The 20644-nt window shown below is 64.0% G+C and carries 21 protein-coding genes; all 21 read left to right on the top strand.

Features of this window, described 5'->3' with window-relative positions:
• The first annotated feature begins 106 nt into the window (after positions 1-106).
• The 21 genes from AB688_RS20285 (at position 107) to flhA (ending at position 20634) form a co-directional block, all read left to right on the top strand.
• The gene (locus AB688_RS20285) at positions 107-1324 is read left to right on the top strand and encodes a sensor histidine kinase (protein WP_063545686.1); all 1218 of its coding nucleotides are present in this window, start codon (positions 107-109) and stop codon (positions 1322-1324) included.
• Entirely contained in the window at positions 1321-2694 is a 1374-nt protein-coding gene (locus AB688_RS20280) for a sigma-54-dependent transcriptional regulator (RefSeq protein WP_063545685.1), read from the top strand. Before AB688_RS20285 ends, AB688_RS20280 begins: the two co-directional genes overlap by 4 nt.
• Before the next feature lie 105 nt (positions 2695-2799).
• Positions 2800-3132 (top strand): flagellar hook-basal body complex protein FliE, encoded by a 333-nt coding sequence (fliE, locus tag AB688_RS20275; protein WP_054891884.1) that lies wholly within the window; start codon positions 2800-2802, stop codon positions 3130-3132.
• 14 nt (positions 3133-3146) lie between these two features.
• Positions 3147-4922, top strand: a complete 1776-nt coding sequence (fliF, locus tag AB688_RS20270; protein ID WP_054891883.1) for a flagellar basal-body MS-ring/collar protein FliF — start codon at positions 3147-3149, stop codon at positions 4920-4922.
• Complete coding sequence (gene fliG / locus AB688_RS20265; RefSeq protein WP_054891882.1) at positions 4915-5934, top strand: flagellar motor switch protein FliG; 1020 nt, start codon at positions 4915-4917, stop codon at positions 5932-5934. Before fliF ends, fliG begins: the two co-directional genes overlap by 8 nt.
• 162 nt (positions 5935-6096) lie before the next feature.
• Positions 6097-6855 (top strand): flagellar assembly protein FliH, encoded by a 759-nt coding sequence (fliH, locus tag AB688_RS20260; protein ID WP_063545684.1) that lies wholly within the window; start codon positions 6097-6099, stop codon positions 6853-6855.
• On the top strand, positions 6845-8203 hold the full coding sequence (fliI, locus tag AB688_RS20255) for a flagellar protein export ATPase FliI (protein ID WP_063545683.1): 1359 nt from the start codon (positions 6845-6847) through the stop codon (positions 8201-8203). Before fliH ends, fliI begins: the two co-directional genes overlap by 11 nt.
• A 6-nt stretch (positions 8204-8209) precedes the next feature.
• Positions 8210-8668, top strand: a complete 459-nt coding sequence (gene fliJ, locus AB688_RS20250) for a flagellar export protein FliJ (protein WP_063545682.1) — start codon at positions 8210-8212, stop codon at positions 8666-8668.
• 87 nt (positions 8669-8755) lie between these two features.
• Entirely contained in the window at positions 8756-9061 is a 306-nt protein-coding gene (locus AB688_RS20245) for an STAS domain-containing protein (RefSeq protein ID WP_054891878.1), read from the top strand.
• 8 nt (positions 9062-9069) lie between these two features.
• Entirely contained in the window at positions 9070-10761 is a 1692-nt protein-coding gene (locus tag AB688_RS20240; RefSeq protein ID WP_063545681.1) for a fused response regulator/phosphatase, read from the top strand.
• Between the two features lie 49 nt (positions 10762-10810).
• Positions 10811-11158: an Hpt domain-containing protein gene (locus tag AB688_RS20235; RefSeq protein WP_054891876.1), complete on the top strand. Its 348-nt coding sequence runs from the start codon at positions 10811-10813 to the stop codon at positions 11156-11158.
• A gap of 72 nt (positions 11159-11230) precedes the next feature.
• Entirely contained in the window at positions 11231-12625 is a 1395-nt protein-coding gene (locus AB688_RS20230; RefSeq protein ID WP_063545680.1) for a flagellar hook-length control protein FliK, read from the top strand.
• 296 nt (positions 12626-12921) lie between these two features.
• The gene (gene fliL, locus AB688_RS20225) at positions 12922-13419 is read left to right on the top strand and encodes a flagellar basal body-associated protein FliL (RefSeq protein ID WP_063545679.1); all 498 of its coding nucleotides are present in this window, start codon (positions 12922-12924) and stop codon (positions 13417-13419) included.
• Positions 13420-13430: 11 nt separating this feature from the next.
• Positions 13431-14399, top strand: a complete 969-nt coding sequence (fliM, locus tag AB688_RS20220; RefSeq protein ID WP_054891873.1) for a flagellar motor switch protein FliM — start codon at positions 13431-13433, stop codon at positions 14397-14399.
• A 45-nt stretch (positions 14400-14444) separates the two neighbouring features.
• The gene (fliN, locus tag AB688_RS20215) at positions 14445-14912 is read left to right on the top strand and encodes a flagellar motor switch protein FliN (RefSeq protein ID WP_054891872.1); all 468 of its coding nucleotides are present in this window, start codon (positions 14445-14447) and stop codon (positions 14910-14912) included.
• Positions 14913-15365 carry a flagellar biosynthetic protein FliO gene (gene fliO / locus AB688_RS20210; RefSeq protein WP_063545678.1) on the top strand — a complete coding sequence of 151 codons (453 nt, stop codon included), beginning with the start codon at positions 14913-14915 and terminating at the stop codon, positions 15363-15365.
• On the top strand, positions 15365-16120 hold the full coding sequence (fliP, locus tag AB688_RS20205; RefSeq protein WP_054891870.1) for a flagellar type III secretion system pore protein FliP: 756 nt from the start codon (positions 15365-15367) through the stop codon (positions 16118-16120). The genes fliO and fliP overlap by 1 nt, the downstream gene beginning before the upstream one ends.
• Positions 16121-16142: 22 nt before the next feature.
• The gene (gene fliQ / locus AB688_RS20200) at positions 16143-16412 is read left to right on the top strand and encodes a flagellar biosynthesis protein FliQ (RefSeq protein WP_054891869.1); all 270 of its coding nucleotides are present in this window, start codon (positions 16143-16145) and stop codon (positions 16410-16412) included.
• A gap of 7 nt (positions 16413-16419) precedes the next feature.
• Positions 16420-17196 carry a flagellar biosynthetic protein FliR gene (gene fliR / locus AB688_RS20195; protein ID WP_054891868.1) on the top strand — a complete coding sequence of 259 codons (777 nt, stop codon included), beginning with the start codon at positions 16420-16422 and terminating at the stop codon, positions 17194-17196.
• A gap of 2 nt (positions 17197-17198) precedes the next feature.
• The gene (gene flhB, locus AB688_RS20190; RefSeq protein ID WP_063545677.1) at positions 17199-18341 is read left to right on the top strand and encodes a flagellar biosynthesis protein FlhB; all 1143 of its coding nucleotides are present in this window, start codon (positions 17199-17201) and stop codon (positions 18339-18341) included.
• 163 nt (positions 18342-18504) lie between these two features.
• Complete coding sequence (gene flhA, locus AB688_RS20185) at positions 18505-20634, top strand: flagellar biosynthesis protein FlhA (RefSeq protein WP_063545676.1); 2130 nt, start codon at positions 18505-18507, stop codon at positions 20632-20634.
• The last annotated feature ends 10 nt before the right edge of the window (positions 20635-20644 follow it).

Genomic DNA, 20644 nt, shown 5'->3' with positions numbered 1-20644 from the left:
CTGCAAGGGGCTGGCGTGTTTTCAGAATCCCCATCCCCGGCACGGCTATTGCTACACCGCAGGCAAAGTACCGTTTTTATGACGGTCAGCCATGCGAGAGAGCACGATGCCCCAGGCCGCCCACATCTCCCGAGCCCCTGAGCAGCAGGGACGCACCCCGGTCGAACAGGAAAGTCGACAGGGGCTCGAGCAGGCGTTCGCCCTGTTCAACCAGGTTTCCTCCCAGCTCAGTGAGTCGTACAACATGCTTGAGGCCCGCGTCAGCGAGCTCAAGGGCGAGCTGGAGGTGGTCAGCGCACAGCGCATGGCCGAGCTGGGTGAGAAGGAGCGTCTGGCCAACCGCCTGCAGCATTTGCTGGATCTGCTGCCTGGCGGGGTGATCGTCATCGACGGCCAGGGCTATGTGCGCGAAGCCAACCCTGCCGCCTGTGAATTGCTCGGTGCGCCGTTGGTCGGTGAACTCTGGCGCCAGGTCATCGCCCGCAGCTTCGCGCCGCGAGAGGATGATGGCCACGAGGTGTCGCTGCGTGACGGTCGACGCTTGTCCATTGCCACCCGTTCGCTGGATGCCGAGCCCGGTCAGTTGGTGCTGCTCAACGACCTGACCGAAACCCGTCGCCTGCAGGGACAACTGGCGCGTCACGAGCGTCTGTCGTCGTTGGGGCGCATGGTTGCCTCGCTGGCGCATCAGATTCGCACGCCCCTGTCGGCGGCCATGCTTTATGCCAGCCATCTGGCCGACGACCAGGGCGGCCTGGCTCTGGAAACCCGTCAGCGCTTCGCCGGCAGTCTGAAGGAGCGTCTGCACGAGCTGGAGCATCAGGTGCGCGACATGCTGGTGTTCGCCCGTGGTGAGTTGCCGCTCAATGACCGGCTGACCCCAAAGGCATTGTTCCAGGCGCTGCAACAGGCTGCGCAGTCCCATGTGCAGGGGCATGCGGTGCGCTGGCAGTGCGATACGCATTTGGGCGAGTTGCTGTGCAATCGCGACACCCTGGTTGGCGCCTTGCTCAATCTGATCGAGAACGCGCTGCAGGCAAGCTCGGAGCCCGCGCGCCTGAAAGTACACCTGTTGCGTCGTGAGCAGAGCCTGCACCTGTGCGTCAGTGATGCTGGCAGCGGGATCGACGCGCAGCTGCTGGCGCGCCTGGGTGAGCCGTTCCTGACGACCAAGGCAACCGGCACCGGCCTCGGCCTGGCGGTGGTCAAGGCGGTGGTCAAGGCGCACCAGGGCAGTCTCGAGCTGCGCTCGAAGGTCGGGCGTGGCACTTGCGTGCGGGTGGTGCTGCCCCTGATCGGCGGGCAATCGACGGAGGTGCAGTGATGGTCAAGGTTTTGTTGGTCGAGGACGATCGTGCCTTGCGCCAGGCATTGGGCGATACCCTGGAGATCGGCGGGTTCGACTACCGCGCCGTGGGCAGTGCAGAAGAGGCGCTGGACGCCGTGGCCGAGGAGGCCTTCGGGCTGGTGGTCAGTGATGTGAACATGCCGGGGATGGATGGCCATCAACTGCTTGCGCAACTGCGTCGTCACCACCCGCAACTGCCCGTGCTGCTTATGACTGCGCACGCTGCAGTGGAGCGTGCGGTGGAGGCGATGCGTCAGGGCGCTGCCGACTACCTGGTCAAGCCGTTCGAACCCAAGGCGTTGCTGAGTCTGGTCGATCGTCATGCCGCTGGGCACCTGGGTGCCGAAGAGGAGGGGCCGGTGGCCAGTGAGCCGGCCAGTCGGCAGTTGCTCGAGCTGGCTGCCCGCGTGGCGCGCAGCGACTCCACGGTGTTGATCTCGGGCGAGTCGGGTACCGGCAAGGAAGTGCTGGCGCGTTACATCCATCAGCGCTCGGCACGCGCCGCGCAGCCATTCGTGGCGATCAACTGTGCGGCGATTCCAGACAACATGCTCGAAGCCACGCTGTTCGGTCACGAAAAAGGCGCGTTCACCGGTGCCATCGCGGCCCAGGCGGGCAAGTTCGAACAAGCCGATGGCGGCACTCTGTTGCTCGACGAGATTTCCGAAATGCCACTGGGCCTGCAGGCCAAGCTGCTGCGCGTGCTGCAGGAGCGGGAGGTCGAGCGGGTCGGCGGGCGCAAGCCGATCAGTCTGGACATTCGCGTGCTGGCCACCACCAACCGTGACCTGGCTGGCGAAGTCGCTGCCGGGCGCTTCCGTGAAGACCTGTACTACCGTCTTTCGGTCTTCCCGCTGGCCTGGCGCCCACTGCGCGAGCGCAGCGCCGATATCCTGCCGCTGGCCGAGCGCCTGCTGGCCAAGCATGTCGGCAAGATGAAGCATGCGCCGGTTCGCCTGTCGGCCGAAGCGCGGGCATGCCTGCAGGCGCACGCATGGCCTGGCAACGTGCGCGAGCTGGACAACGCGCTGCAGCGAGCGCTGATCCTGCAGCAGGGTGGGGTGATCGAGGCGGCGGATTTCTGTCTGGCGGGCGCCATTCCCTTGTCACCAGCAAGCAGTGATATCACGGAGCCATCATCGCTCGAATCGGCGTCTGAGTCCAGTGGCCTGGGCGACGATATGCGTCGTCATGAGTTCCAGATGATCATCGATACCTTGCGCGCCGAACGTGGGCGTCGCAAGGAGGCTGCCGAACGGTTGGGCATCAGCCCGCGTACGCTGCGCTACAAGCTGGCGCAGATGCGCGATGCGGGGATGGATGTCGAGGCCAGCCTGTACGGGTGAGTGCCTTTGCGGAGCGACTTTGCGAAGGCTGGCACCTTTGTTGCTTTAACCGTTTTACCCGCTGCATCAGTGTCAAAAAAATGCGGCCGCCGGAGAGAGAAGTTCATGAGCCAAGGTGTTGAATTCAATCGTCTGATGTTGGACATGCGCGCGATGCAGGCCGATGCCATGTCGCTGCCCAAGGTCGCCGCTGCGCCTGAGCTCGCCCCGGGCCAGAGCAGCTTTGCCGACATGCTCGGCCAGGCCATCAACAAGGTCAGCGATACCCAGCAGGCATCGAGCCAGTTGGCCAACGCCTTCGAGATCGGCAAGAGCGGTGTCGACCTCACCGACGTGATGATCGCCTCGCAGAAGGCCAGCGTGTCGTTCCAGGCCCTGACCCAAGTGCGCAACAAGCTGGTCCAGGCGTACCAGGACATCATGCAGATGCCGGTTTGAGGACGAATTGAGTCATGGCCGAAGCAGTCGTCGATAACGCCCCCGCCAAGAGTGGCCCGCCCGTGGCCAAGCCGCCGCTGTTCGGCATGGCGTTCCTGGAAAACATCTCGCAGATGCCCATGCTGCGTCAGGTCGGCCTGCTGGTCGGGCTGGCTGCCAGCGTGGCCATCGGCTTTGCCGTGGTGCTCTGGTCGCAGCAGCCGGACTACCGTCCGCTGTATGGCAGCCTGGCCGGCATGGACACCAAGCAGGTCATGGAAACCCTGGCCGCCGCTGATATTCCCTACACCGTCGAACCCAATTCCGGCGCGCTGCTGGTCAAGGCCGATGACCTCTCCCGTGCCCGCATGAAACTGGCCGCCGCCGGCGTGGCGCCAAGCGATGGCAACATCGGTTTCGAGATCCTCGACAAGGACCAGGGCCTGGGCACCAGCCAGTTCATGGAGGCGACCCGTTACCGTCGCGGCCTGGAAGGCGAATTGGCGCGGACCATCTCCAGCCTGAACAACATCAAGGCTGCTCGCGTGCACCTGGCCATTCCGAAAAGCTCGGTGTTCGTGCGTGACGAGCGCCGCCCGAGCGCTTCGGTACTGGTCGAAATGTTCCCAGGCCGCAACCTGGAAGCCGGTCAGGTGATGGCCATCGTCAACCTGGTCGCCACCAGCGTGCCGGAACTGGACAAGTCGCAGGTCACCGTGGTCGACCAGAAGGGCAATCTGCTCTCCGATCAGTTGCAGGACACCTCGCTGACCATGGCCGGCAAGCAGTTCGACTACACCCGCCGCATGGAAGGCCTGCTCACCCAGCGTGTGCACAACATCCTGCAGCCGGTGCTGGGCAACGACCGCTACAAGGCCGAGGTCTCCGCCGACGTCGACTTCAACGCCGTCGAATCCACCTCCGAGCAGTTCAACCCTGACCAGCCGGCGCTGCGCAGCGAGCAGTCGGTCAACGAACAGCGTGCCAGCAGCCAGGGCCCGCAGGGTGTTCCCGGCGCGCTGAGCAACCAGCCGCCAGCCGGTGCTGCTGCACCTGAGAACGCTGCCGGAACCGGTACCCCGGCCGGTGCCATCGCTCCCGGCCAGCCGCTGGTCGATGCCAACGGCCAGCAGATCATGGACCCGGCCACCGGCCAGCCGATGCTTGCACCGTATCCGTCCGACAAGCGCCAGCAGAGCACCAAGAACTTCGAGCTGGACCGCTCCATCAGCCATACCCGCCAGCAGCAAGGTCGCCTGACCCGCCTGTCGGTGGCCGTGGTCGTGGACGATCAGGTCAAGGTCGATGCCAACGGCGAGACCACCCGCGCGCCCTGGGGCGCCGAGGACCTGTCGCGCTTCACTCGCCTGGTGCAGGATGCAGTCGGCTTCGATGCCAGCCGCGGCGACAGCGTGACCGTGATGAACGTGCCGTTCTCCGCCGACCGTGGCGAAGTCCTGGCCGACATCCCGTTCTACTCGCAGCCCTGGTTCTGGGACATCATCAAGCAAGTGCTGGGCGTGGTGTTCATCCTGGTGCTGGTGTTCGGCGTGCTGCGCCCGGTGCTCAACAACATCACCGGTGGCGGCAAGAGCGCGGCCACCGACAGCGACATGGAACTGGGCGGCATGATCGGGCTGGACGGCGAACTCGGCAACGACCGCGTCAGCCTGGGCGGGCCGAGCAGTATCCTGTTGCCAAGCCCGAGCGAAGGCTATGAGGCTCAACTGAACGCAATCAAGGGCCTGGTGGCCGAAGACCCGGGCCGTGTCGCCCAGGTCGTGAAAGAGTGGATCAACGCCGATGAGTGACAACCGAGCCGTTACCGCCAAGCTGAGCCGCGTCGACAAGGCGGCGATTCTCCTGCTGTCCCTGGGCGAGACCGATGCAGCCCAGGTCCTGCGCCACATGGGGCCCAAGGAGGTGCAGCGGGTTGGCGTCGCCATGGCGCAGATGGGCAACGTGCACCGCGAGCAGGTCGAGCAGGTCATGAGCGAGTTCGTCGAGATCGTCGGCGACCAGACCAGCCTGGGCGTCGGCTCCGACGGCTATATCCGCAAGATGCTCAACCAGGCGCTCGGCGAGGACAAGGCCAATGGCCTGATCGACCGCATCCTGCTCGGTGGCAACACCAGTGGCCTGGACAGCCTGAAGTGGATGGAGCCGCGTGCCGTGGCCGATGTCATCCGCTACGAGCACCCGCAGATCCAGGCCATCGTGGTTGCCTACCTCGACCCCGACCAGGCCGGTGAAGTGCTGAGCAATTTCGACCATAAGGTGCGCCTGGACATCGTCCTGCGCGTCTCCTCGTTGAACACCGTGCAGCCGGCGGCACTCAAGGAGCTCAACCAGATCCTCGAGAAGCAGTTCTCGGGCAACTCCAATGCTGCGCGCACCACCCTGGGCGGCATCAAGCGCGCTGCCGACATCATGAACTTCCTCGACAGCTCCGTGGAAGGCCAGCTGATGGATGCGATCCGCGATATCGACAGCGACCTGTCCGAGCAGATCGAAGACCTGATGTTCGTCTTCAACAACCTGGCCGACGTCGACGACCGTGGTATCCAGGCGCTGCTGCGCGAGGTGTCCTCGGACGTGCTGGTGGTCTCGCTCAAGGGCGCGGACGAGAAGGTCAAGGACAAGATCTTCAAGAACATGTCCAAGCGTGCTTCGGAACTGCTGCGCGACGACCTGGAGGCCAAGGGGCCGGTGCGGGTCAGCGATGTGGAAACGGCGCAGAAGGAAATCCTCACCATCGCTCGACGCATGGCCGAGGCCGGCGAGATCGTGCTCGGTGGCAAGGGTGCCGAGGAAATGATCTAAGCGATTTCGCGCACCGTTCTGACTGGCGCTGACCCTGTGGGAGCGGGTTTGCCCGCGAAGGCGCCAGGTCAGGCCACGCGTTGCTCCTGCTGACGCATTCGCGGGCAAGCCCGCTCCCACGGGGATCGCGTTGGCTGAACATGGTTTCGAGAACATGACAGCATGTCCACCAAAGAACATCCCAGCGACCTGATCCGCGCCCGCGACCTCGAGGGCGTCGATATATGGGCATTGCCCAGCTTCGATCCGGAGCCTGAGCCCGCGCCTGAACCTGAGCCCGAGGTGGTCGAGGAAGTCGAGGAAGTGCCGCTGGAGGAAGTCCAGCCGCTGACCCTCGAAGAGCTCGAAGCGATTCGCCAGGAGGCCTACAACGAAGGCTTCGCCACCGGCGAGCGCGAGGGTTTCCACAGCACGCAGCTCAAGGTGCGCCAGGAGGCCGAAGAGGCACTGACGGCCAAGCTGGCGAGCCTGGAGCTATTGATGGCCAACCTGCTCGAGCCCATCGCCGAGCAGGATACCCAGATCGAGAAGTCCCTCGTGCACCTGGTCGCCCATGTCGCCCGTCAGGTGATCGGTCGCGAGTTGGCCAGCGATTCCAGCCAGATCACTCATGTGTTGCGCGAGGCGCTGAAACTGCTGCCGATGGGCGCAGACAATATCCGCATCCACCTCAATCCGCAGGATTTCGAGCTGGCCAAGGCCCTGCGCGAACGCCACGAGGAAAGCTGGAAGCTGCTTGAAGACGAGTCGCTGCTGCCAGGCGGTTGCCGCATCGAGACGGCCCACAGCCGCATCGATGCCACCATGGAAACCCGCATGGAAAAGGCCGTGGCGCAGTTGTTCGAGCAGACCCACGACCAATCACTGCATCCTGCTGCGCCGGATCTGTCGGTCGACCTGGACAGCCCCGATGCGCCTTGAACGCACCAGTTTCGCCAAGCGCCTGGCTGGCTATGCCGAGGCGGTGAATCTGCCGGAGCAGCCGGTGGTCGAGGGCCGTCTGCTGCGCATGGTCGGTCTCACCCTCGAAGCCGAGGGCTTGCGCGGCGCCGTGGGCAGCCGCTGCATGGTGATCAACGACGACAGCTACCACCCGGTGCAGGTCGAGGCCGAAGTGATGGGCTTTGCGGGCAGCAAGGTCTTTCTCATGCCGGTCGGCAGTATCGCCGGTATCGCCCCCGGCGCGCGGGTTGTGCCGCTGGACGACAGTGGCCGCCTGCCCATGGGCATGAGCATGCTTGGACGGGTGCTCGATGGCGCCGGCCGTGCCCTCGATGGCAAGGGCGGGATGAAGGCCGAGGACTGGGTGCCGCTGGATGGCCCGGTGATCAACCCGCTGAACCGTGATCCGATCAGTCAGCCGCTGGATGTGGGTATCCGCAGTATCAACGGCCTGCTGACTGTCGGTCGCGGCCAGCGCCTGGGTCTGTTCGCCGGTACGGGTGTCGGTAAGTCGGTGCTGCTGGGCATGATGACCCGCTTCACCAAGGCCGACATCATCGTGGTCGGCCTGATCGGTGAGCGGGGCCGCGAGGTGAAGGAGTTCATCGAGCACATCCTTGGCGAGGAAGGGCTCAAGCGCTCGGTGGTGGTCGCTTCGCCGGCCGACGATGCACCGCTGATGCGACTGCGCGCAGCCATGTATTGCACGCGCATCGCCGAGTATTTCCGCGACAAGGGCAAGAATGTCCTGTTGTTGATGGATTCGTTGACCCGTTTTGCCCAGGCGCAGCGGGAAATCGCCCTGGCTATCGGCGAGCCCCCCGCCACCCGTGGCTATCCGCCGTCGGTGTTCGCCAAGTTGCCCAAGTTGGTCGAGCGCGCGGGTAATGGTGAGGCGGGGGGGGGGGCGATCACTGCGTTCTATACCGTGCTTTCCGAGGGGGATGACCAGCAGGACCCGATCGCCGATTCGGCACGTGGGGTGCTGGACGGACACTTCGTGCTGTCCCGGCGCCTGGCCGAGGAGGGGCATTATCCGGCGATCGACATCGAGGCTTCGATCAGCCGGGTGATGCCGCAGGTGGTGGATGCCGACCATCTGCGCCAGGCGCAGAAGTTCAAGCAACTATGGTCGCGCCTGTCGCAGAGTCGCGACCTGATCAGCGTGGGTGCCTACGTGGCCGGTGGCGATCCGGAAACCGACCTGGCCATTGCCTTGCAGTCCAAGCTGGTGGCGTTCTTGCGCCAGGGGTTGGACGAGAGTGTCGGCATGGCCGAGAGCGGCGAGCAGCTGGGCGCGGTGTTCGCCCCGCCGGCGGGCGGCTGATAGGCCATGGCCCTGCCCAGTCGTGCCGCGCGCCTTTCGCCGGTGGTGGAGATGGCCGAGGAGGCCGAGCGCAAGGCTGTCCAGCGCATGGGTCACTTCCAGCAACTGGTGGCCCAGGCGCAGGCCAAGCTCGCCGAGCTTGAGCGTTTTCGCGAAGACTACCAGTTGCAGTGGATCAACCGCGGCAGCCAGGGCGTTGGCGGCAGTTGGTTGGTCAACTACCAGCGCTTTCTGGGCCAGTTGGAAACGGCCATGACCCAGCAGCGCCAGAGCCTGACCTGGCACCAGAACAACCTCAAGAATGCCCGCGACGCCTGGCAACAGGCCTATGCCCGGGTAGAGGGCCTGCGCAAGCTGGTGCAGCGCTACCTGGACGAAGCCCGCCGGGCCGAAGACAAGCGTGAGCAGAAGCTGCTCGACGAGCTGTCGCAGCGGTTGCCCAGGCAGCATCATTTTCCAGGCTGACACCGCTCAAAGCCGCTGCGCTTGCGGCCCAGCCGGGCTGCTGCTAAACCTTCCTGAGTCGTAGCCATCATCGAAGGAATCGCACGCATGGCAGTCGAAACTGATTTTTCACCGGACGAAAAGCAGCTGACGATCAAGGTCAAGGGCCGTTTCGATTTCGGCAAGCATCAGGAATTTCGTGACGCCTACGAGCGCCAGCATCCGGCCCCGGACTCGGTCGTGGTGGATCTCAAGGATGCGACGTACCTGGACAGCTCCGCACTGGGCATGCTGCTGCTGTTGCGCGATCACGCCGGTGGTGACCACTCGGATATCAAAGTGATCAATACCAGTTCTGATGTGCGCAAGATCCTCGCCATTTCCAACTTCGAAAAATTGTTCGACGTCAGCTGAGGCCGTTCATGCCCGCCGAACAGGGATTGAGGGTGCTGATCGCCGAGGACGGTGCCGCGGACCGCTTGCTGCTCGCGCAGATCGTGCGGCGCCAGGGACACGAGGTGGTCACTGCCGAAAACGGCGAGCAGGCCGTTGCGCTGTTCGCCGAACAGAGGCCGGACCTGGTGCTGCTCGACGCCTTGATGCCGGTGATGGATGGATTCGAGGCGGCGCGACGGATCAAGGCCATGGCCGGTGAAGCGCTGATACCGATCATCTTCCTCACCTCGATGAACGAGGAGCAGGGGCTGGTGCGTTGCCTGGAAGCCGGCGGCGACGATTTCATGGCCAAGCCGTATAGCGCAGTGATTCTGGCTGCCAAGATCGGCGCCATGGATCGCCTGCGTCGGCTGCAGGCCACGGTACTGGAGCAGCGCGACGAACTGGCCCGGCATCACCATCACCTGCTCAACGAGCAGCGCGTAGCCAAAGCGGTGTTCGACAAGGTCGCCCATTCCGGTTGCTTGAGAAGCAGCAACATCCGCTACCTGCAGTCGCCCTACGCATTGTTCAACGGCGATCTGCTGCTGGCTGCGTTCGCGCCTTCGGGCGACATGCATGTGCTGCTGGGTGATTTCACCGGTCACGGCTTGCCGGCGGCCGTGGGGGCAATGCCCCTGGCCGAGGTGTTCTATGGCATGACCGCCAAGGGCTATGGTTTGGTCGAGACGCTGCGCGAGATGAACGCCAAGCTCAAGCGCATCCTGCCGGTGGACATGTTCTGTTGTGCGCTGTTGCTGAACCTGAGTTTCGAGCGTGGCACGGTCGAGGTGTGGAACGGTGGCATGCCCGATGGCTATCGTTTGTCGGCCGCCGGCGAGGTGCTGTCGGTGCTGCAATCCCGGCACTTGCCGCTGGGCATCCTGGCGCCCGAGCAGTTCGACGACCGCACCGACATACTGCCGCTGGCAGCGGGGGAGCGATTGTTCCTGCTGTCCGATGGCGTGGTCGATACCAGCGATGCGACGGAGCGATTGTTTGGTGTGGAGCGCTTGCGTGAGGTGTTGGCGGCCAACCGCGACCCTGGGCGACTGTTCGATGAAGTGATGCAGGCGCTGGAGCGCTTTGGTGGTGTGCCGCGAGACGACATCAGCCTGTGTGATGTCCGCATGGCCGAACCTGGTGGCCTGGCACCTGTGGCGCCGGTGTATTCCGACAGCGGTCGCTCCAGTCCGCTGGATTGGTCGTTGTCGCTGGTGCTGCATGCCGACAGCCTGAAGCGCTTCAACCCGGTGCCTTATCTGTTGCAGTTCCTCCAGGAAATCCATGGTCTGCGTCCCAGCAGCGGGGTGTTGCACAGTGTGCTGGGTGAGCTGTATTCCAATGCGCTGGAGCACGGGGTGTTGGGCCTGGACTCACGGCTCAAGCAGGATGCCGAGGGATTTGCCGAGTACTACCGCGAACGCGGTCGGCGCCTGGCGGCGTTGTCCGAAGGGTTCGTGCAAATCGCGCTGAGGGTGGAACCCATGGCAACAGGTGGTCGTCTGACTGTTGAAATCAGCGACAGTGGCACGGGTTTTGATATCGAGAAAGTCTTGGCGCGCCCTGCGTCGGAAAAAGGTTTCAGTGGGCGTGGGCTACAGTTGGTACAGCGCTTGGGCGTCAAGGCTCAATGGCTCGACCAGGGGCGGCGGGCGCGGGTGGAGTTCGGTTGGTGAGCGGCCTCGGCGATTGAGGCATAATCAAGCTTGATCAAGGAGTGAGCAAGTGACACACGAGCATATCGATCAAAAGGTCCTGAGCGACCTGCAGGAGGTCATGGAAGATGGCTACCTGCAGTTGCTGGAAACCTTCCTGGAAGACTCCGAGCGCCGTCTCAGTCAGTTGCACGAGGCCAAGGACGCCAGCGAGTTGGGGATGGCCGCCCACAGCTTCAAGGGCAGCAGCAGCAACATGGGCGCAGTGGGCCTGGCCAGTCTGTGCCAGCAGCTCGAGGAGCGTGTGCGGCAACAGCCTTTGTATGGCATCGAGGACCTGATCAATCGGATCGACCAGGAGTTCGTCGAGGTCCAGCGCTTCTACCGTAGCGAGCGCGAGCGGGTTTCTGCAGGCTGACGGCAAAACTGGCGCGAGTTTTGCCTGTCTTCACCCAGATTCTATTTCGGTTCACTGGCGTGGAGAGTTTCAATGCCTGTCGCATCCAATCCCTTGTTGCAAGCCGGCCTCGCCAACGCGACCTCGCGGGCGACCAGTCCTGCGGCGGACAAAACCCCGCAAGCACCGGGCAATCAGGGCAGCGGCTTCGACCAGCTGATGGCCCGACAGCAGAGCGACAAGATGCCGGTGCGCAACGACAAGGCCTCTGTGCCGGCGCCCAAGGACAAGCCTGACTTCAATGCCGGCGGCAAGGGCGGCAACGACCGATCTTCGCCGGTTGCCGGTAATGGCAAGAACTTGCCAGCCAACAGCAGCAAGGCCGCATCGGCCGCTGACAAGAACAACCAGGGTAGCGACAGCACTCAACAGGCGGGTGACAGTACCCAGCAGGCTTCCAGCGACGGCAATCAGGCAAGCGACTCGAGCTCCCTGGACGCCAGCCTGGTGGCAGGGCAGGTGACCGACGCCCAGGCGGGTGCGCAATTGCTCCAGGCCCAGGCCGAAGCCGTCGCCCCGGTGCTGCAGGCCGCGATCCAGCAGCCTGCTGCGCAACCTGTTCCTGAAGCGCTGGCGCCGCCAGTCGCCGAGCAGGCCGACAGCGACTTCGATCCCGAGGCCGACGCCCTGGCGAACATGCCGACCTTGCGCCTGGCGCTCGAGCAGAGCGCCCAGGCCAAAGGCACCACCTCGACGCACGCCTCTGGCCAGGGGGACAAGACCCAGGCCCAGGACGACAGTGCCCAGGCCAACGTCAATACCTTGGCGAACCTGGCGGTCAAGCCTGAGGGCGAATCCGAGCGCGGACAATCACAGCCTGGCGAAAAAGGCTTCTCCGAGCTGTTGTCCAATGGTCTGAAGGACGTCAAGCATGCCGACAGCGACACCCGCGTGGACGATTTCGCCAATCGCCTGGCCAACCTGACCCAGGCCGTCACCGCCAAGACTGCCCATGCCGTACCGCCGACCAATCCGCTGCACCAACCCCTGGCGATGAATCAGGGGGCCTGGACCGAAGGGTTGGTCAACCGCGTCATGTACCTGTCGAGCCAGAACCTCAAGTCGGCCGACATCCAGCTCGAGCCTGCAGAGCTGGGGCGACTGGACATTCGCGTCAATGTCGCGTCGGACCAGGCCACCCAGGTGACTTTCATCAGTGGTCACGCCGGCGTGCGCGATGCGCTCGACAGCCAACTGTACCGTCTGCGCGAACTGTTCGCCCAGCAGGGGCTGGCCCAGCCTGACGTCAACGTCGCCGACCAGTCGCGTCAGCAACAGCAGCAGGCCCAGCAGGGTGGATCGAATCTGTCTGGTGTGGCTGCGCGTCGGGCCGGGGAGGCGGGCGAGGACGGTGAGCTGGCCGATGCTTCACGGCCGGTGGAGCAGCAGGTGGTGATCGGCGACAGTGCGGTCGATTACTACGCCTGATCATTCGGGGCCGCGTCTGACACCGGTGCGGACCGTTGTAAGCAACTGTCTTGCTCAAATCTAGAAGCCAGCCCAAATCCCTGTGGGAGCGGGCTTGCCCGCGAAAAATACACCGCGCTGCCTGGCACGGGCTACGCCCGTGTTCGCGGGCAAGCCCGTTCCTACCAGGACTGTCCCGTCAGCCACACCGTTATAGCGCTCGCAACCTCCTCAAGCCCGCTCGGCCAAATCTGGCATAACACTTGCTCAGCCACGTCATCCTTTCTTGAAACCCCGATGGACGACGGATTATTGGCATGGCGAAGAGCGACGCAGTCAAAGACCCCGCCACTAAAGGCAAACTGAAGCTGATCCTGCTGCTGGTGCTGGCCTTGCTGCTGGCCGTGGGCCTGTCGGTGGGCGCCACCTGGTTCATCATGCACAAGAACGAGCCTGCACCTGCGGCCGACCCTGCCGTGGCCAGCGTCAAGCAAGCGGCGATCTACGAGCCCCTGGCGCCGGCCTTCGTGGTCAATTTCAACCAGAACGGCCGCCAGCGCTACATGCAGGTGAGCATTACCCTGCAGGGCCGCAACCAGGCGGACCTCGATGCGCTGAAAGTGCACATGCCGGTGATTCGCAACAATCTGGTGATGATGTTCTCCGGGCAAGGCTTCGACAGCCTGGCCAGCAGTGCCGTGGGCCAGGAAATGCTGCGCCAGAAGGCCACTGCGGTGGTCCAGGAAGTGGCGCAGAAGGAAGTCGGCAAGCCGGTCATCGACCAGTTGCTGTTCACCAATTTCGTATTGCAGTAGGAGCACACTCGATGGCCGTGCAGGACCTGCTGTCCCAGGATGAGATCGATGCCCTGCTGCATGGGGTCGACGATGGGCTGGTACAGACCGAGAGCGCTGCCGAACCCGGTGGCGTCAAGAGCTACGACCTGACCAGCCAGGACCGGATCGTCCGCGGTCGGATGCCGACCCTGGAGATGATCAACGAGCGCTTCGCCCGTTACACCCGCATCAGCATGTTCAACCTGCTGCGTCGCTCCGCCGACGTGGCGGTGGGTGGCGTGCAGGTGATGAAGTTCGGCGAGTACGTGCATTCGCTGTACGTGCCGACCAGCCTCAATCTGGTCAAGATCAAGCCGCTGCGCGGCACCTCGCTGTTCATCCTCGACGCCAAGCTGGTGTTCAAGCTGGTGGACAACTTCTTCGGTGGCGACGGTCGCCACGCCAAGATCGAAGGGCGTGAGTTCACCCCGACCGAGCTGCGTGTGGTGCGCATGGTCCTGGACCAGTGCTTCGTCGACCTCAAGGAAGCCTGGCAGGCGATCATGCCGGTGAACTTCGAATACATGAACTCCGAGGTCAACCCGGCCATGGCCAACATCGTCGGGCCCAGCGAGGCGGTGGTGGTCTCGACCTTCCACATCGAGCTCGATGGCGGCGGCGGCGACCTGCACGTGACCATGCCGTATTCGATGATCGAACCGGTGCGCGAAATGCTCGATGCCGGTTTCCAGTCCGACCTGGACGACCAGGACGAGCGTTGGGTCAAGGCCCTGCGCGAGGACGTGCTGGACGTCAATGTGCCGCTCTCGGCCACCGTTGCCCGTCGTCAGCTCAAGCTACGCGACATCCTGCACATGCAGCCGGGCGATGTGATTCCGGTAGAGCTGCCCGAACACCTGGTACTGCGCGCCAACGGCGTGCCGTCGTTCAAGGCGCGCCTGGGCTCGCACAAGGGCACCCTGTCGCTGCAGATCATCGACCCGATCGAGCGCCGCTGACGGCGAGCCGGTCGCACTACGAATTGAAAGCCTGTCGAGGACTTTATGGCTAACGAAAACGAGATCACCTCCCCAGAGGAACAGGCCCTGGCCGATGAGTGGGCGGCAGCCCTGGAAGAAACCGGTGATGCCGGCCAGGCGGACATCGATGCGCTGCTGGCAGCTGACAATGGTCGCTCCTCTGGCGCAGGTCGCCTGCCGATGGAAGAGTTCGCCAGCTCCCCGCGGCCGAGCGAGAACGTCGGCCTGGAAGGGCCGAACCTGGACGTTATCCTGGACATTCCAGTGAGCATCTCCATGGAGGTGGGCGCCACGGAAATCAGCATTCGCAACCTGCTGCAACTGAACCAGGGGTCGGTCATCGAGCTCGATCGCCTGGCAGGCGAACCGCTGGATGTACTGGTCAATGGCACGCTGATCGCCCATGGCGAAGTGGTGGTGGTCAACGAGAAGTTCGGCATTCGCCTGACCGACGTGATCAGCCCCAGCGAACGCATCAAGAAGCTGCGCTGAGTGAAGGGCCTGATACGCGGCGTCGCCGCCCTGGGCACATTGCTCGCCAGCGAGGTGGTGATCGGCGCAGCTGACCCCGCGTCGGTGCCGGCCAGCACGTCCGCGCCCGGCGGCATGGGTGGGCAACTGGCGCAGATGGTCTTCGGTCTGCTCGTGGTGGTGGGCGCCATCTTCCTGCTCGCCTGGCTTTTGCGCCGCCTGCAGGTGGCACAGCCGCGCGGCGGGCAGGTGATCGAGATCGTCGGCAGCCGAGCCCTCGGCCCGCGCGACCGCCTGCTGCTGGTGCAGGTGGGCAAGGAACAGATCCTGATCGGCCACAGCCCTGGCAGCATCGAAGCGTTGCACGTCATGGCCGAGCCCGTGGAGGTGCCTGTTGGCGCGCGCCAGGCGGCACCGGAATTCGCCCAGCGGCTGCTCGAGCTGATGGGCAAGGACCAGAAGGACAAGAAGTGATGAGCGGCGCGCTGCGCTTACTGTTGACCCTGGCGCTGCTGCTGGCCGCGCCCGTGGCCCTGGCCGCCGATCCGTTGTCGATCCCGGCCATCACCCTGTCCAATGGGCCGGACGGCCAGCAGGAATATTCGGTCAGCCTGCAGATCCTGCTGATCATGACGGCGCTGAGCTTCATTCCGGCGTTCGTCATCCTGATGACCAGCTTTACCCGCATCATCATCGTCTTCTCCATCCTGCGCCAGGCCCTGGGCCTGCAGCAGACGCCGTCGAACCAGTTGCTCACCGGCATGGCCCTGTTCCTGACCATGTTCATCATGGCGCCGGTGTTCGATCGGGTGAATCGTGACGCGTTGCAGCCCTACCTGAACGAACAGATGACCGCGCAACAGGCCATCGACAAAGCCCAGGGGCCGCTGAAGGACTTCATGCTGGCGCAGACCCGGCAAAGCGATCTGGACCTGTTCATGCGCCTGTCCAAGCGCACCGACATCGCCGGCCCCGACCAGGTGCCGCTGACCATCCTGGTGCCGGCATTCGTCACCTCCGAGCTCAAGACCGCGTTCCAGATCGGCTTCATGATCTTCATCCCGTTCCTGATCATCGACATGGTGGTCGCCAGCGTGCTGATGGCGATGGGTATGATGATGCTGTCGCCGCTGATCATCTCGCTGCCGTTCAAGATCATGCTGTTCGTCCTGGTCGATGGCTGGGCGCTGATCATGGGTACGCTGGCCGGCAGTTTCGGCGGCGTCTGAGGCCGCTCAAGGAGAGTTTTCGATGACCCCTGAAGTTGCCGTCGACCTGTTCCGCGATGCGCTCTGGCTGACGGCCCTGATGGTAGCGGTACTGGTGGTGCCGAGCCTGCTGGTCGGCCTGCTGGTGGCGATCTTCCAGGCGGCCACGCAGATCAACGAACAGACCCTGAGTTTCCTGCCGCGCCTGCTGGTGATGCTGATCACCCTGATCGTGGTCGGTCCGTGGCTGGTGCAGAAGTTCATGGAATACATGACCGGCCTGTACAGCGGCATTCCGCAGTTGATCGGATGATGAGCCCATGCTCGAGCTGAGCGCCGCGCAGATCGGCACCTGGGTCGCCACCTTCATCCTGCCGCTGTTTCGCGTGGCAGCGGTGCTGATGACCATGCCGGTGTTCGGTACGCGCATGCTGCCGGCGCGCATACGCCTGTATGTGGCGGTCGCGATCACCGTGGTGATCGTGCCCGGCCTGCCGCCGCTGCCCGAGTTCGAGCCCTTGAGCGTGCGTGGCGTGCTGCTGTGCGCCGAACAGATCATCGTCGGCGCGCTGTTCGGGTTTTCCTTGCAGATGCTGTTCCAGGCGTTCGTCGTCGCCGGGCAGATCGTGGCGATTCAGCTGGGCATGGCGATGGCCTCGATGATCGACCCGGCCAACGGCGTCAACGTAGCGGTGGTCGGGCAGTTCCTGACCATGCTGGTGAGTGTGCTGTTCCTGCTGATGAACGGCCACCTGGTGGTGATCGAGGTACTGACCGAAAGCTTCACCACGCTGCCGGTGGGCAATGCCCTGGTGGTCGCGCATTTCTGGGAGATTGCCGGACGCCTGGGCTGGGTGCTGGGAGCGGGGCTGGTTCTGATCCTGCCAGTCATCGCAGCCCTGTTGGTGATCAACATCGCCTTTGGTGTGATGACCCGAGCCGCGCCACAGCTGAACATCTTCTCCATTGGTTTCCCGCTGACCCTGGTGCTGGGGCTGGCCATCTTCTGGGTCGGGCTTGCCGACATCCTCTCGCACTACCAGCAACTGGCCAGCGAGGCCTTGCAGTGGCTGCGTGAGCTGGCACGGGCGCCCTGAGCATGGCAGAGAGCGAGAGCGGTCAGGACAAGACAGAGGAACCTACCGAGAAGCGCAAGCGCGACGCACGGGAAAAGGGTGACATCGCCCGTTCCAAAGAGCTCAACACCTTTGCGGTGACCCTGGGTGGCGCCGGCGCCTTGCTGGCCTTCGGCGGCCACCTTGCCGAAACCCTGATGACGCTGATGCGCGTGAACTTCAGCCTGTCGCGCGAAGTGATAGTCGACGAGCGGGCCATGGGCGCCTTCCTGATGGCCTCGGGCAAGATGGCCATCTGGGCTACCCAGCCGGTGCTGGTGCTGCTGTTCGTCGTATCGTTCGTGGCCCCTATCGCCCTGGGCGGCTTTCTGTTTTCCGGCTCCTTGCTGCAGCCCAAGTTCAGCCGGATGAACCCGCTGTCCGGGATCAAGCGCATGTTCTCGCTGAACTCGCTGACCGAACTGCTCAAGGCGGTGGCCAAGTTCTTCCTGGTGCTGGTGGTGGCGCTGGTGGTGCTGGCCAACGACCGCGAGGCGCTGATGGCGATTGCCAAGGAGCCGCTCGAGCAGGCGATCATCCACAGCGTGCAGGTGGTGGGCTGGAGCGCCTTGTGGATGGCGGCGGGTCTGCTGCTGATCGCCATCGTCGATGTGCCGTTCCAGCTCTGGCAGACGCACAAGAAGCTGAAGATGACCAAGCAGGAAGTGCGCGACGAATACAAGGATACCGAGGGCAAGCCGGAGGTGAAGCAGCGCATTCGCCAACTGCAGCGCGAGGCGTCGCAGCGCAGGATGATGGCGGCGGTGCCCGAGGCCGATGTGATCATCACCAACCCGACGCACTATGCCGTGGCGCTCAAGTACGACCCGGAGAAGGGCGGTGCGGCGCCGCTGCTGCTGGCCAAGGGCACCGACTTCCTGGCCTTGAAGATCCGCGAGATCGGCCAGGAGCACAAGGTACAGATCCTCGAATCGCCGGCGCTGGCACGGGCGATCTACTACTCCACGGAGCTTGAGCACGAGATTCCGGCCGGTCTGTACCTGGCAGTGGCGCAGGTGCTGGCGTACGTGTTCCAGATTCGCCAGTACCGCTCGGGCAAGGGCAAGCCGCCCGAGCCGCTGAAGAAGGATCTGCCGATCCCGCCGGACCTGCAGCGCGACAGTTGATTCTGTAGGCGCGGGCTTGCCCGCGAAAAGAACACCGCCGTGGACCGCGAAAACACCGCAACAGAGCGCCTGGCCCCGTACCCCGGCAAAGTTGGAAAGCTTCTTGCAAAGCCACGCCCAAGCGCCGTCCAGGCGTCAAAGTTTTGCTTGAAGAGGATACCCGGTGGATCGCGCACAGTTAATCAGCAACGCCCGTAACAACCTGGCCGGTCTCGGTCGGGGGAACCTGGGTGTACCGCTGTTGCTGCTGGTGATGCTGGCAATGATGATGTTGCCCATCCCGCCGTTCCTGCTCGATGTGTTCTTCACCTTCAACATCGCGCTGTCGATCGTGGTCCTGCTGGTCTGCGTCTACGCCCTGCGCCCACTGGATTTCGCCGCCTTTCCGACCATCCTGCTGGTGGCGACGCTGCTGCGCCTGGCGCTCAACGTCGCCTCGACCCGCGTGGTCATGCTCCACGGCCAGGAGGGCCACGGAGCGGCGGGCAAGGTGATACAGGCCTTCGGTGAGGTGGTGATCGGCGGCAACTACGTGGTCGGTGCGGTGGTGTTCGCCATCCTGATGATCATCAACTTTGTCGTGGTGACCAAGGGTGCCGGGCGTATTTCCGAGGTGAGCGCGCGCTTCACCCTCGACGCCATGCCCGGCAAGCAGATGGCCATCGACGCCGACCTCAACGCCGGCTTGATCGACCAGGCCCAGGCCAAGGCGCGCCGTGCCGAGGTCGCCCAGGAGGCCGAGTTCTACGGTTCGATGGACGGTGCCAGCAAGTTCGTGCGTGGCGACGCCATTGCCGGCCTGCTCATCCTGTTCATCAACCTCATCGGCGGCATGCTCATCGGCATGCTGCAGCATGGCATGACCTTCAGCGACGCCGGCAAGGTGTACGCTTTGTTGACCATCGGTGACGGTTTGGTGGCGCAGTTGCCCTCGCTGCTGCTGTCCACTGCGGCCGCGATCATGGTCACCCGCGCCTCGGGCTCCGAGGACATGGGCAAGCTGATCAACCGGCAGATGTTCGATTCGCCCAAGGCGCTGGCCGTTTCCGGCGCGCTGATGGTGGTGATGGGGCTGGTGCCGGGTATGCCACACATCGCCTTCCTCAGCCTCGGCGTGCTGGCCGGCGGCGGCGCCTACATGGTGTGGAAGAAGCAGCAGAAGGCCAAGCTCCTGGCCGTGCAGGAAGCGCAGCGCCAACAGGATCTGCTGCCATCGCCGCAGCGCGCCATGGAAACCAAGGAGCTGGGCTGGGACGACGTCACGCCGATCGACATGATCGGCCTGGAAGTCGGTTATCGCCTGATTCCGCTGGTCGACCGCAACCAGGGCGGCCAGTTGCTGGCGCGGATCAAGGGCGTGCGCAAGAAACTCTCGCAAGACCTGGGCTTTCTCATGCCCACCGTGCACATTCGCGACAACCTCGACCTGCAGCCCAGTGCCTATCGCCTGACGCTGATGGGGGTGATCCTGGCCGAGGCCGAGATCTACCCCGACCGCGAGCTGGCGATCAACCCTGGACAGGTGTTCGGCACTCTCAATGGTATCGCCGCGCGCGACCCGGCCTTTGGTCTGGAGGCGGTGTGGATCGATGTGGCCCAGCGCGCCCAGGCGCAGTCCTTGGGTTACACGGTGGTCGATGCCAGCACCGTGGTCGCTACTCACCTCAACCAGATCCTGCAGAAGCACTGCCACGAGCTGATCGGCCATGAAGAGGTCCAGCAGTTGCTGCAGGTGCTGTCCAAGGCATCGCCGAAACTTGCCGAGGAATTGGTGCCAGGTGTCATTTCCTTGTCGGGGTTGCTCAAGGTCCTGCAGGCCCTGCTTGCCGAGCAGGTGCCCGTGCGTGACATCCGCAGCATTGCCGAGGCCATCGCCAACAATGCCGCCAAGAGTCAAGATACCGCCGCGTTGGTGGCGTCGGTGCGGGTCGGCTTGTCACGCGCCATCGTGCAAAGCATTGTCGGCGTTGAGTCCGAGCTGCCTGTGATCACCCTTGAGCCAAGGTTGGAACAGATCTTGCTCAATAGTCTGCAAAGGGCCGGGCAGGGTCAGGAAGACGGTGTTCTTCTTGAGCCGAGCATGGCCGAGAAGTTGCAGCGTTCGCTGATCGAGGCGGCGCAGCGCCAGGAGATGCAAGGCCAGCCGGCCATCCTCCTGGTCGCCGGCCCGATCCGTGCCATGCTGTCGAGATTCGGTCGTCTGGCCGTGCCCAACCTGCATGTGCTGGCGTACCAGGAAATACCGGACAACAAGCAAGTCACCATCGTTGCCACCGTGGGCCCTAACGGCTGAGGTAGTGGGT

Source organism: Pseudomonas putida, assembly GCF_001636055.1.
GTDB classification, from domain to species: Bacteria; Pseudomonadota; Gammaproteobacteria; order Pseudomonadales; family Pseudomonadaceae; genus Aquipseudomonas; species Aquipseudomonas machongensis.
The sequence above is the reverse complement of the archived record's forward strand: the minus strand, read 5'-3'. Positions and strand labels throughout refer to the sequence as shown.